This window comes from Flavobacterium sp. IB48 (assembly GCF_016405855.1).
Classification (GTDB): Bacteria; Bacteroidota; Bacteroidia; order Flavobacteriales; family Flavobacteriaceae; genus Flavobacterium; species Flavobacterium ginsengisoli.
Genome location: NZ_JAEFCA010000003.1, coordinates 610,475 through 624,384 on the forward strand (window position 1 = coordinate 610,475; position 13,910 = coordinate 624,384).

General features: G+C 32.7%; 8 protein-coding genes. 5 read left to right on the forward strand and 3 right to left on the reverse strand.

What is annotated here, in order from left to right:
- Positions 1–26: 26 nt before the first annotated feature.
- The gene (locus JC605_RS13365; protein WP_198856669.1) at positions 27–1,202 is read right to left on the reverse strand and encodes a Pycsar system effector family protein; all 1,176 of its coding nucleotides are present in this window, start codon (positions 1,200–1,202) and stop codon (positions 27–29) included.
- A 26-nt stretch (positions 1,203–1,228) separates the two neighbouring features.
- Here JC605_RS13365 and JC605_RS13370 point away from each other — a divergent pair, with 26 nt between their 5' ends.
- Positions 1,229–4,960: a metallophosphoesterase gene (locus JC605_RS13370; protein ID WP_198856670.1), complete on the forward strand. Its 3,732-nt coding sequence runs from the start codon at positions 1,229–1,231 to the stop codon at positions 4,958–4,960.
- 154 nt (positions 4,961–5,114) lie between these two features.
- Here JC605_RS13370 and JC605_RS13375 read toward each other — a convergent pair whose 3' ends face one another.
- Positions 5,115–5,972: an SdiA-regulated domain-containing protein gene (locus JC605_RS13375; protein WP_198856671.1), complete on the reverse strand. Its 858-nt coding sequence runs from the start codon at positions 5,970–5,972 to the stop codon at positions 5,115–5,117.
- Between the two features lie 98 nt (positions 5,973–6,070).
- Positions 6,071–7,123, reverse strand: a complete 1,053-nt coding sequence (locus JC605_RS13380; protein ID WP_198856672.1) for a hypothetical protein — start codon at positions 7,121–7,123, stop codon at positions 6,071–6,073.
- A 106-nt stretch (positions 7,124–7,229) separates the two neighbouring features.
- Between JC605_RS13380 and JC605_RS13385 the strand changes: the two genes are divergently transcribed.
- From JC605_RS13385 to JC605_RS13400, 4 genes are all read left to right on the forward strand, one after another.
- Positions 7,230–8,141, forward strand: a complete 912-nt coding sequence (locus JC605_RS13385; protein ID WP_198856673.1) for an ABC transporter ATP-binding protein — start codon at positions 7,230–7,232, stop codon at positions 8,139–8,141.
- Between the two features lie 3 nt (positions 8,142–8,144).
- Positions 8,145–8,981 (forward strand): ABC transporter permease, encoded by an 837-nt coding sequence (locus JC605_RS13390; protein WP_198856674.1) that lies wholly within the window; start codon positions 8,145–8,147, stop codon positions 8,979–8,981.
- A 13-nt stretch (positions 8,982–8,994) separates the two neighbouring features.
- Positions 8,995–11,343, forward strand: a complete 2,349-nt coding sequence (locus tag JC605_RS13395) for a choice-of-anchor L domain-containing protein (protein WP_198856675.1) — start codon at positions 8,995–8,997, stop codon at positions 11,341–11,343.
- Positions 11,344–11,444: 101 nt separating this feature from the next.
- Positions 11,445–13,883, forward strand: a complete 2,439-nt coding sequence (locus tag JC605_RS13400) for a T9SS type B sorting domain-containing protein (protein WP_198856676.1) — start codon at positions 11,445–11,447, stop codon at positions 13,881–13,883.
- The last annotated feature ends 27 nt before the right edge of the window (positions 13,884–13,910 follow it).

Here is a 13,910-nt window from a genome sequence, read left to right on the forward strand (position 1 = left end):
TGAAACTTTGACAAAGTTAATTAGCTTTAAATAGACTTAAAAGCAATTACAAACGCAATTACTGTTATGATAATTCCGAACATAAAAAAGTTATAGGCAATTCGGAGTAAATTATATTTTCGTTGTAAAACCAATCCTAGATAATACAAATCTTTGATCATCGTTGAATACAGATAATCACGATCTTTCATCATTTCGTTCATTGCCCAATCATAATCTTCGAGAGGCATTTTGTAGAAATTTCCAAAAAACATCAGATTCACTTTTTTAGCTTCAACATCGTCTCGAGTAAAAAATCCAGAAGTTACTTTTGGACGTGTCGAAAGAATCGCAAAAATAATCGTGATCACACTAGACATCAGCATAATAAATGTTGGAACAACCAAATGCGCATTTTTGGGACTATCTAATTTTGGAATAATAGACGATAATGCAATGGAAATGATAATCGCATTTACAGACAATAAAATATTGGCCTTACTATCTGCAATTCCGCTCAAACGAGTATGATTTCCAAGCGTAACACGAAATAAAGTATCGATTCCACGATCTGGTTTTTCGGTTTTATCCTTCTTTTTATCTTCTTCTAGTGCGGCAGCGGCTTTCAATTCTTGTTTATTGATCTTTTTCTGAATCATTAATAGATTTTTTTCTTTCAGAGGTTGCCATTTTCTTAAAGCATAATCGGTATAAAAGCGATGTTTATTCAATAAAAAATTTAAGTTTTCTCTTGTCCATTCCGCGTTAGAGAAACTAACTATTCCAGCATTTTTTAATTCCAGACGAAGCAATTCGCAAGTTGTAGCATATTCAGCTCCCATTAAATGGGCGTAATCTGCATCACGGATAATTTTCTCTAAATGCGTTTTAGGTTCATATTCTTTAACTGTAGCCAGAATTAAACTAGAAACTAAAGCAATAAATTCTTCCGATTTTCCTTTTTCGCGCAAAAAGTTGGCAGCTATTTCAGTGCTTTTCTTTTCATGATTTTCATATCCTTCAATATATCCCGTGTCGTGAAACCATGCTGCAACCAAAAGAGCTTCCTTATCCTCACCTTCTACATCTTCTTTTTTGCAAAGTTCTTTTACCGCAGTAACCACGGTAAAAGTATGATTAAAATTATGGTAAGAATATAAATTAGAAAGTTTATCTTTGAGTAAATTACCGACAAAATCTTCGGATTGTTCTATTAGATTCATAAAGAATATTTTTATACCACTAAATTATGAAATTGTTTTTGGATAATCATTTTATTGCTAAGATTAAAAATTACTCTTTGGCAATTATGGCCCTATTCATCGTTTATTCTTGTGCAACGCGCAAACCTCAATACGGAAAAAATGTTAGTGCCACTGAAACAGAAAACGCTACAGATACGATACAAATTGCACATACTTTTTTTCTTGTTGGAGATGCTGGAAATGCCGATGAAGAGCAAGCACAGCAAACACTGGAGCTTTTACATCAAAAGTTAAAAAAAGCGAGCAAAAAATCGACGCTTCTTTTTTTAGGCGACAATATTTATCCGAAAGGTTTTCCTGGCAACAAACATCCTGAAGACAAAGCCTTAGCAGAAACCAAACTGACCAATCAATTAAAATTAACCAAAGACTTTAAAGGAAAAACAATTGTAATTCCTGGAAATCATGACTGGTACAGTGGCATTAAAGGTTTGGAACGTCAGGCCGATTTTGTTACAAAATATTTAAACGATAAAAAAAGTTTTCTTCCGAGAAAATCATGCCCTATTGAAACTGTAAAAATTGACAGCACTACAGCTTTGATAGTTGTTGATAGTGAATGGTTTCTAGAAAATTGGAACGATCATCCGACTATAAATGACAATTGCGAAATTAAAACCAGAGAAGCTTTTTTTGAAGAACTTGAAGGTCAATTGAACAAAAATCAAGAAAAAACAGTTGTCTTAGCAATTCACCATCCGTTACTAAGCAATGGAACACATGGCGGTCAATTTTCGTTAGAAAAACAATTATTCCCTTTAGAACAAAAAATTCCTCTTCCTGTAATTGGCTCATTCATCAATTTATTGCGAAAAACATCTGGCGTTAGTCCGCAGGACATTCAAAACAAGCAATACACAATTTATGCAAAAAGAATTAAAACACTTTTGCAAAAACAGAAAAATGTAATAGTTGTTTCTGGACACGACCATAACCTTCAATATATAAGCAAAGAAAATATTCAGCAGATTATTAGTGGCGCAGGATCAAAATCGGAAGCCGCAAGAGCCATCAGTCCTTATGATTTTTCGTATGGAGGAAATGGTTATGCTACATTGACTATGTATAAAAGTGGCGATGCTAAAGTTTCTTATTATGGAAATGAAAACAACAAAGAGAAACTTCTTTTTGAGCGTGAAATAATAAAAGCCAAAGAAATCAACTGGGCTTCAGATATTCCAAATAATTTTCCTGCAAAAGTCACTACTTCGATTTATTCACCAAAAATGACTCAAAAAGGTGCGTTTCACAGATTTTTATTTGGCCAGCATTATAGAAAATATTACAGTCTTCCTATTGAAGCTACAACGGCAACTGTAGATACATTAAAAGGAGGTTTAAAACCAATTCGTGAAGGTGGCGGACATCAATCGGTTTCATTAAGAATGGCAGATCCTCAAGGGCGTGAGTTTATCATGCGCGCAATGAAAAAAAGCGCAACAGTGTTTTTACAATCAGTTGCTTTTAAAGACCAATACGTGGTAAATGATTTCGAGAAAACATATGCCGAAGATTTCTTATTTGATTTTTACACCACTTCTCATCCTTATGCTTCTTTTGTTATTGGCGAAATGTCTGATCAAATTGGTTTAAGACATACGAATCCTATTTTATATTATATCCCGAAGCAAAATGGTTTGGGAGAATTTAATGCAAGCTTTGGAGATCAATTATATATGGTCGAAGAAAGACCTGCTGATAATCATTTGGATGGAAAAAATTTCGGAAAACCAAGCAACATCATCGGAACTGACGATATGATGCTAAATCTTCATAAAGATGAAAAATATGTGGTTGATGAAAAAGAATATATAAAAGCTCGTTTATTTGACATTCTTATAGGAGATTGGGACAGACATAGTGATCAATGGCGTTGGGCTGAATATAAAGAAGATGGAAAAGTAATTTATAGACCAATTCCGAGAGATCGTGACCAAGCTTTTGTAAAATATGATGGTGCTTTGCTTTCACTTTTAATGAACATGCCTCCACTTCGTCATATGCGATCTTTTAAAGGTGACAGGATCAATGTGAAATGGCTTGGCAGAGAACCTTATCCAATGGATTTGGCTTTTCTAAGAACTGCTGAAGAAAAAGAATGGGTGGAACAGGCCAAATATATTCAAGAAAACTTAACTGATGCAGATATTGATGAGGCTTTTAAAAACATGCCAAAAGAGGTTCAGGATGGAACAGTCGATGAAATCAAAGCAAAATTAAAAAGAAGAAAAAAAGATCTTCAAAAGTATGCTCGTGAATATTCTGATGTTTTAAACAGAACTGTGATGATTGCCGGAACAGACAAGAAAGATAAGTTTGTTTTGAATCATAATGTAAAAAAGGGGATTGAAATTCAGGTTTTCAGAATTAAAAAAGAAGGCGATGAATTGCTTTATACCAAAAATGTAACCGACGACAAAACCAAAAATCTTTGGATTTATGGATTAGATGATAATGATGTTTTTGAAGTAAAAGGAAATGAGAAATCAAACATAAAAATTCGTTTGCTTGGTGGCCAAAACAATGATACTTACAATATTGAAAACGGAAGAAAGGTTATTGTTTACGATTTCAAATCAAAAGAAAATACTTATAATCTAGATTCTAAAACACAAACGCAGTTAACAGACGATTACGATGTTAATTTATATAACTACGAAAAACCTAAATACAATGTAATTGCGGGACTTCCAAACATTGGTTATAATCCTGATGATGGCGTAAAAATGGGAGTCAACGTAAATTATACGGTAAATAATTTCAAACAGAATCCGTACACGCAAAAGCATATTTTTAATGCATTTTACTATTTTGCTACTGGCGGTTTAGAGTTTAATTATGCGGCACATTTCCCTGGTTTATTAGGAAAATGGGTTATTGATGTGGAGTCATTGTATACGACTCCAAACTTTGCCATGAATTATTTTGGTTATGGAAATGAGTCGCAGTATAATGATGATTTAGGAATGGATTACAATCGTGTCCGTATTAGAAAATTTAACGCTTCGGGTGCCATTCGCCATGTTGGAAGATATGGAAGCGAGTTTAGCGTTCAACCAATCTTCCAGAGAATGACAGTTGAAGATACCGAAAACAGATACATTAATATTCCCGGCATTGTAAATCCAGATGTATTTGACAGTCAGAATTACGGAAGTTTAAAAGTAAAATATCAGTTTAAAAATTCAGATTTTGCGGCAAAACCAACTTTAGGAATGGCTTTTATGATTGCGGCGACTTGGACAGCTAATTTAGATGACACCAAGAAAAATTTCCCTACTCTAGAAAGCTTCTTAGGATTTACTCATAAAATTGATCATAACGGAAAATTAATATTGGCCACTTACGTTAAAGGAAAAGCTATTTTCAACAATAATTATGAATTCTACCAAGGTGCTTCTCTAGGCGGAGATACAGATTTACGCGGATATAGAAATGAACGTTTCTTAGGAAGTTCTTATTTTTCTCAAAGTTCTGATTTGCGTTTAAGCATTGGAAAAATCCGTAAAACTATTGTTCCTTTTACGTACGGAATTTTAGGTGGTTTCGACTACGGAAGGGTTTGGCTTGATGGTGAAGAATCAAGAAAATGGCATCAAGATTACGGCGGCGGACTTTGGCTAAATGCCATAAATGTTATTACAGCGAGAATCTCTTATTTCAAATCTCCTGATGAAATTGGAAGATTAATTTTTGGAGCAGCTTACAGCTTCTAGCTGTAGGTTCAAAGTTGCAAAGGCTCAAAGTAACAAAGTTTTTTTAGCCACGAATTACACTAATTTACACTAATTTTTATTTAAATATAATTCGTGAAAATTACTGTAATTCGTGGCTGATTTTTTTGACTTAGTATCTTAGCATCTCAGAATCTTAGAGTTTAAATTCATAGAGTTTCCCTCCTATTTTATTTGTTTTTTCGTCGGCGATTAACAAAGTATTATTATCTTTAAAAACAATCGCTTCTTTTTGCGAAAAGTGATTTAGATTTAATTCTGTTTGTTTTCCTGTGTGGAATAAATCTGCTTTAAAATCTTTAAACAAAAGCACTTTGTCATGACTTAATAAGGCTACTTTTTTTCCATCTGGACTAATTGAAGCACTTGTCAGCACGCAATGATTATAATTGTTGCATGTTTTAAATTCTCCAATCTTTACTGCTTTCTGAGTTCCTGCGGCATTTTTGATTTTGTAGATAAACGCAGTTCCGTCAAAACCTTTACTTCTGTTTTTAGTAAAAAGATAGAAATAACCGTTTTGTTCAAAAAAACCTTCAACATCATAGAACATTTCTTTTTTCTTTGGTGGAAATTCTGTTTGTTCTGGATATGAGAATGAGATTTTATATTCGGCTTTAGCCACATCATTATTCAATTGATTTTTTGCTACTTTATAAATGCATAAATCACGTCTTTCGTTATCATTATTTCCAAAATCTCCAATGTAGATATTTCCATTTTTATCTTTTGTAATATCTTCCCAATCAACATTTGTTGCATTTGAGATTGTGATTGTTTTAGCTATTTTACCTTTAGAATCAATTGCATAAATGGCGTTTTTGTTTCCGCTATCTTCTAAAGTGTAGAGAATATTGCTTTCTGGAAAATAAGTAATTCCCGAAACTTCTTTCAATTTTTTAGGTAGCGAATAAAGTTCTTTTAAATCAGAGCCAGATTGTTTCTGGCAAGCTAGTAAAGCAATTGAGCAAATAACTAAAAAAGATTTTTTCATAATATTTTTTTTATTTTGCCACAGATTAAAAGAATTATAATGATTTCAAAATCTTTTTAATCTGTGAATCCCGATAACTATCGGGAGTGGCTAAAACTTTAAACTAAGTTAGTATTTTTAAAATTACGTGTAATAAATTCAAACGCAGCGTGCATCACATGCCCCATTGATTTTGCGTTTTTAAATTTCATATCATTCGTATAACGATACAATTCCATTTTCAATTGTGTCAAATGCTCTTGCGTTGAAATGGTATCGTGGCACATAATATTCAACAATTTTTTGATTCTCGTTTCGGCAGAATGAATACGTTTCGCCAAAATAGCTCTTTCTTCATCTTTATACTGAATAATAGAACGTTCTTCTAATTTCTCTTTGATCAATTGAATCATTGGAAAATTTTCCTTGAAAAACTGCGGACGATATACTTTAAAATTTCCCTCGTAACATTGCTGATCAAAATCGATCGGACGAATTTTATAGACTACTTGATCAAAATCGTGAATTGGGACAATTACGTAATTATAAGCACGCATGTCTCCCAAAAGGCGAATCATACAGCGTTCGTTAAACTTGACGAACTCTTTGGCAATTTGCGCCTTTTCCATTTCACTGCATTGGTCTAGCAACGTATCCATAAAAACATCGCCTGGAATTCCGATAATATGCTCCTCTATCAGAGTATCTTTATAAACTAGAAAGTTGATTTTATCTGGCGAAAGAATGTCTTCCAATTCTAATCCATAAATACGCGAAGCATCTGCTTTTTTGATGTAAAAATGAACATAGTTATCATTGAGAATATTTCGAACTTTAATTCTAAAAGGTTTCGAATTCCCGAAAGTACAATAATCAATAGCATCGACATTCAGGTATTGAATGATTTCGCTATTTCCATCAGAATGCAGCAGCGAATAGATTTTCTTTAGATTTAAATCAATTTCACTGCGCTCAAATTCTCCATAATATACTCGAATCCAAAGTGTATCGTTATCATGTTTATCATAAACATTTATAGAACCCGAAAAACGGAGCAAGTCATCATAAAACACAGAAACTTTAGATATACGTTCGTATCGTTCTAAGTAACTTAAAAGTGGCTGTGTTAAAGGGTAAGACGGTTTTTTTAAAACCATTAAAGGCTCGCTCATTTTGAATATCTTTATTACAAATTTACGTCAATACGATTTAAAGTTAGAATTTAAAGTAACAAAAATCAACTTGACTCGTCATACTAAAAACTAAAACCAGAAAAATTTGGAAACCATATTAACCATTGAGAATTTAAGTAAAAGATACGGGCGAATTCAGGCTTTGAAAAATGTATCTTTTCAAATACAAAAAGGTCGCGTTTATGGCATTCTAGGGCCAAACGGCAGCGGAAAATCGACTACATTAGGAATTGTTTTGAGTGTTGTCAACAAGTCGTCTGGCAATTATAGCTGGTTTGATGGCAAAGTAGAAACACATGAGGCTTTAAAAAAGGTTGGTGCTATTATAGAAAGACCAAATTTTTATCCGTACATGACGGCCGAACAAAACCTAAAACTGGTTTGCAAAATCAAAAACATCAATTATTCTAAAGTTAACGAAAAACTAGAATTAGTTGGTTTGAGTGAAAGAAAAGACAGCAAGTTCAGTACTTTTTCTTTAGGAATGAAACAGCGTTTGGCCATTGCATCAGCACTTTTAAACGATCCCGAAATTTTAATTCTAGACGAACCAACCAACGGATTAGATCCACAAGGAATTCATCAAATTCGAGATATCATAAAAAAAATTGCATCTCACGGAACGACAATTTTATTGGCTTCTCATTTATTGGACGAAGTAGAGAAAGTGTGCTCGCAAGTAATTGTTTTAAGAAAAGGCGAAGTTTTATATTCTGGACCTGTTGACGGAATGTCTTCAAACGAAGGCTTCTTTGAACTACAAGCCAATGACAATTTAATTCTAAAAACTGCTTTACAGGAACATCCTGTTGTAGATAGAATTGCTGAAGAAGACGGAAAAGTTTTAGTTTATATAAAATCTGATTTATCGGCTTCAGACTTAAATCAGTTTTTGTTTTCTAAAAACATTGTTTTAAGCCATTTAGTAAAACGTAAAAACAGTTTAGAATCACAATTTTTAGAGTTAACCAAAAACGCCATCGCCCAAAAAAACTAAACCATGAAAAGACTTCTTTCTATAGAATTACAAAAAATCTGGATGAACAAAGCCAGCCGATTATTAACTTTGACCTATTTCATATTACTTTCTTTTATAGCATTAATTGCTGTTATAAAATTTGATATTGGTCCTTTTAAATTTCATTTGGCAGAAATGGGAATCTTTAATTTTCCGTTTATCTGGCATTTTAACACCTATGTTGCTGCTTGGTTAAAATTCTTTTTAGCTATTGTAATCGTTTCAATGATGGCAAATGAGTATAGCTACGGAACTTTAAAACAGAACTTAATTGATGGTCTGAGCAAAAAAGAATTTATCTTATCTAAATTCTTAACTGTAGTTTTATTTGCTTTTGCCTCTACCGTTTTTGTTTTTATCATGAGTTTAATTTTAGGATTATGCTTTTCTTCTTATACCGAATTCGGAATTATTTTTAGTGAGTTAGATTATCTTTTAGCCTTCTTTGTAAAACTAACCGCATTCTTTTCTTTCTGTTTATTTTTAGGAATCTTGGTAAAACGCTCTGCTTTTGCACTTGGTTTTCTTCTCGTTTGGAACATATTAGAAGCAATCATAAGAGGTTTTTTAGCTTTTAAAGTTTTCCCAAATAGTGATACAGATAAAAAGATTACACAGTTTTTACCCTTAGAATCAATGTCTAATTTGATTGTTAATCCTGGCCCAAGATTATCAGTAGTAAAAAATATTGGTTCGCAAATCGGAATTGCAACAGACGCTGATTTTAGCGTACATTATTCTGCTATTTTAATTGTTTTAGTCTGGACTTTTGTATTCATATATTTTTCTTACAAATTATTAAAAAATAGAGATTTGTAGTATATTTGTTACTATGAGTCAAATAAGAGTTTTTCTAATTCTAATTTTGTGCTGTTTTTGCTATAAAATCAGGGCACAGGATATTTCTGTAAATGATACAGCTACTCCAACAGATTTAATCCAGAATGTTTTAATAAATAGTTCTTGTGTTGATGTCGAAAGTGTAAACGCATCAGGAAACCCTACTCCAAATCAACAAAGTTATGGTTCTTTTACAGCTGGCTCAAATTTTCCTTTTCCTAGTGGAATAGTTTTAAGTACTTCTCCCAGTAAAAATGCTGAAGGTCCTTTTAACCAACAAGGTTCTAAAGGCACTCAAGTAAGAACTTGGAATGGTGATGCAGATCTTAATACTGCTTTAGGAATTAACAACAGTACACAAGCAACAGTTTTAGAATTTGATTTTATAGCACTTACCAACTCTATTAGCTTTAATTATATTTTTGCTTCGAATGAATATCAGAATAATTTTCCCTGTATATATTCTGACGGATTTGCTTTCTTAATTAAAGAAGCTGGAAGCAGTGATAATTATAAAAACCTTGCTGTTTTACCCAATACCACTACTGCGGTTTCGGCTACAACAGTACACCCAAAAATTGAAACCATAAATGGCAGTGGCGGAGAACCATTAGTTGGCTGTGAAGCAATAAACGAAAACTATTTCAATGGCTATAATACAGCTGCAAGTCCTATTAATTATGCTGGCCAAACTGTGGTGATGAATGCTTCAACAGATGTAATTCCAAACAAAAAATATCATCTAAAATTGGTTGTTGCCGATGATGTCACCCGACAATACAATTCGGCAGTTTTTATTGAGGCAGGCAGTTTTGTAACTAAAATAAATTTTGGAGAAGATAGAACTGTAGCAAATAGCAATCCCGTTTGTTATGGAGAAAACTTTTCTTTAGATACCCATTTAAGCGCAACAACATACACTTTTAAATGGTATAAAAAAGACGCTTCTAATACTTATGTCGAAATTCCTGGCGCACTATCTCCATCTTATACTGTGCCATCATCTGGGGCATATAAAGTAGAAGCTACAATGAACAATACAGCATGTGTTTCTGTTGGAGAAATCACGGTTGAATTTTCTGCTCAAATCCCGTCAACAAATACTTCTTTATTACAATGTGATGATGATACAGATGGGGTTACAGTTTTTGATCTAACTAAAGCTGCTAATATTGTAAAAAACAATGATTCTCAAATTACCAATCAAGGCTATTACGAAACTTTGCCAGATGCAAAGGCAAAAACAAATCCAATTTTAAATCCGCAACGATATACTAACAAGTCATCAAATCAAATTGTTTTTGCACTACTAGAAAACACTTATGGTTGTAATACTACAGCCGAAATCACTCTAAATGTTTCTAATTCTGTCATTCCTAATCAGAACCCAATAGAAACCTGTGATGGAGATGATACTCAAGACGGTTTATATCAATTTGATTTAAGCGCAGAAGTAACTCCTCAAATTTTATCAGGTTTACCTGCAGGATTGCTAATTAATTATTTCTTGACTTCTGCAGATGCAATTACAGAAACTAATCCGTTGCCAAATATTTTTAAAAATACAACTCCAAATAGCCAAACGATTTATGCACGTGCTGCAAACGGCCCTAATTGTTACGATATAACTCCTATAGAATTAATTGTTCACACATTTGATCCTCCTAATTTTGAAGATGAAGCTCGTTATTTATGTAAAGGAGATGATATGACCTTAAGTGTAGATTCTAGTTTTAGCAGTTATATGTGGTCTAATGGAAGTACCACAAATTCTATAGTAATTAATAGTCCTGGAGACTATTCTGTAACTGTAAAAGATGCAAATGGCTGCGAAAAAACTAAAAAATTCAAAATAATTTTATCTGAACCAGCCACAATTACCGGAGCAGACGTAAAGGATTTTTCTGGAAATGACAATACTGTTGAGATCCAGTATACAGGCGCAGGGAATTATGAGTTCTCTCTTGATGGAAAAGTCTATCAGGACAGTTCCATTTTCACACAAGTAACTCCAGGTGTTTATAATGCGATTGCTAGAGATAAAAATGGCTGTGGTTTGTCAAGTTCATTTTTAATATATGTATTAGATTATCCGCGTTTCTTTACCCCAAACGGAGATGGATATAATGATTTATGGGTAATTAAAAATATTGATCAAATGCCAGATTTTACGATTTCAATTTTTGATCGCTATGGAAAATTGCTAAAACAAATGAATCAAAATGGCACTGGATGGAACGGAATTTTTAATGGTAGAGAAATGCCTTCTGATGATTACTGGTTTACCCTTCTTTTTGTAAATGGAAAAAATGTCAAAGGACACTTTAGTTTAAAGAGATAATCTCAATATTTTAACTTAATTCCAAATATTCGTTTAAAAATAATATCTGTAAAAAGTTAAAAACATCTATTTTGTATTAAATTTACTTCAAAATAAAGAAGATGAATTTATGTAAAAAATTACTTGTTTTATTCTTATTCTGCTCAAATCTTTATGCGCAAAACGATTGCAAAGATGCACTTATTGTTTGTGGAAATTCTGGTTTTAAAGGCCTAACTATTAATGGCCCGGGAAACATTAACGAAATAAAACCAGAAAATAGTTGCGGTACTACAGAAAGCAACAGTATATGGTTAAAAATCCTGATCAAAACTTCTGGCACTTTAGGTTTTATAATTACTCCTGAAAGCTCAGATCTCAAAGAAGATTTCGATTTTTTTGTATTTGGCCCTAATGCCAAATGTTCTTCTTTATCTTCTCCCATTAGATGTTCAACAACAAATCCTCAAATGGCACATCTTACTAATAATCAAACTGGAATTGATGGCAACCACTATGATACGTTTGAAGGTCCTGCAGCTTTAGGCGATGGATATTTAAAATGGCTGAATGTTAACGAAGGAGAAAGCTATTTTGTAGTTGTCGATCGTCCAATTGGTTCAAGTAATTTTTCATTGCAATGGCTTGGAAATGCGACTTTTTATGATGCTCCAACAATCAATATAAGTTCACCAAACGAACTTAATATGACCAATTCTGATTTTAGTGCGAGTATGTCATCAACTTTTGACTTAACAGTAAATTCTCCAAAAATAATAGGATCTCAAACCGATATAAAAGTGACATATCACAATACTTCAAATGATGCAATTATTAATATCAATCCCATAGAAAATCCGACCGCTTACAAAAACACCACAAGCCAAGAAACGATTTTTGTTAGAGCCACCAATACCACAACACAATGTTACAATGTAACTTCTTTTACAATCAAGGTAAATGATAAAATTGATTTTCCAAAAAACAAAGTTGAAACTTGTGATGAAAATGATGTAGATCCATATGACGGAAAAACCGTTGTAAATCTTAATCAAGTTTCTAAAATAGTTTTTGACAATGCAGACATTTCTAGTCTAACTATAAAATACTATTTATCTCAAAACGATGCCGATAATAATATAAACGAACTGCCAAATCAATTCAGCAATAGCATTCCTTTTGAACAAACTATATACATTAAAGCCTTTAGCAGCACAATAAGCGCATCTGTTGCTCCAATTAAACTTGTCGTAAATCCTCTGCCACAAAAAGTTACTACTTCTCTTGTACAATGTGATACAGGCGAAAATGCATCTGGATTAGTTCTATTTAATTTGAACGAAGCAAATGCTTCTCTATCTAATAACGATTCTAATCTTGAAACTTCGTTTTTTAACACCAATACAGATGCTTTAAACAATCAAAATCAATTAAATCCAGTTTATACAAATACTAGCAATCCTCAAACTCTATATGTCAGAGTTCGAAATTTAAAAACAAACTGTACCAGCATATCTAATCTTATTTTAAAAACTAATGTTATTTCGGTGCAAACTCACACACTGAATTTAGTATGTGATGAGGATGGAAATGAGGATGGAATACATCTTTTTGACCTAACAAATGCTAATGTCACGGTTTCAAACAATCAGAACTTAAAATATTATCCAACCGAAAATGACGCTTTACTAGAACAAAATTCTATTGAGAACCCTCTAAAATATGAAAACAAAATACCATACAATGATTTTGCCTTTGCAAGGATTGAAGAAGGAAACACTTGTTTCGGAATTAGCAAAATTAAACTTGAAGTAGCAAAATTGCCTAGTCTTGAAACTGATACTTCGACAAATGTTTGCGACAACGATTCTTCTTTTTATGCAAAATTAGATGCAGGAGTTACTAATGATAATGCTTTAAATGATTTCTCCTATATATGGAAAAAAGGTGGTAGTGAAATACCTGATCAAACTAATTCTACATTAAACGTTAATACTATTGGAACTTATACTGTTACTGTAACAAACAAAAATAACTGTTCTAAAACAAGAAAATTCGAAGTCGTTTCTTCTAATATTGCGACTATAAAAGATATTGAAATTATAGATCTACAAATTGACGATTCTAATAAAGTTACAGTAAATGTAACTGGAAACGGAGATTATGAATATAGCCTAAATGCACCAAACGGTCCTTTTCAAGATTCGAATATATTTGAAAATGTAAAATCTGGAATTCATGATGTCTATATAAATGACAAGAAAAAGTGCGGCACAATTAATAAAACAATTGCAGTAATTGGAGTGCCCCACTATTTTACACCAAATAACGATGGCCACAATGATTATTGGAATATAGCGGGATTAAACAAAAACGAGTATAAAGATTCTAAAGTTTACATCTATGATCGTTATGGAAAATTAATAAAACAATTAACCGTATTTGATATAGGTTGGGATGGAACTTTTCAAGGCAGTCCGCTCCCTTCAGATGATTATTGGTACCTCTTAAAACTTAGCAATCATAGAGAAGCAAAAGGACATTTTAGTTTGAAACGGTAAATTTAAAAATTACGCCCCTAAAATCCC

What these genes read in the sequence shown, in the direction of transcription:
- JC605_RS13400 (WP_198856676.1), top strand. Translation starts at nt 11,445, where the DNA reads ATGAATTTATGTAAAAAATTACTTGTTTTATTCTTATTCTGCTCAAAT.
- JC605_RS13370 (WP_198856670.1), top strand. Translation starts at nt 1,229, where the DNA reads ATGAAATTGTTTTTGGATAATCATTTTATTGCTAAGATTAAAAATTAC.
- JC605_RS13395 (WP_198856675.1), top strand. Translation starts at nt 8,995, where the DNA reads ATGAGTCAAATAAGAGTTTTTCTAATTCTAATTTTGTGCTGTTTTTGC.
- JC605_RS13365 (WP_198856669.1), bottom strand. Translation starts at nt 1,202, where the DNA reads ATGAATCTAATAGAACAATCCGAAGATTTTGTCGGTAATTTACTCAAA.
- JC605_RS13380 (WP_198856672.1), bottom strand. Translation starts at nt 7,123, where the DNA reads ATGAGCGAGCCTTTAATGGTTTTAAAAAAACCGTCTTACCCTTTAACA.
- JC605_RS13375 (WP_198856671.1), bottom strand. Translation starts at nt 5,972, where the DNA reads ATGAAAAAATCTTTTTTAGTTATTTGCTCAATTGCTTTACTAGCTTGC.
- JC605_RS13390 (WP_198856674.1), top strand. Translation starts at nt 8,145, where the DNA reads ATGAAAAGACTTCTTTCTATAGAATTACAAAAAATCTGGATGAACAAA.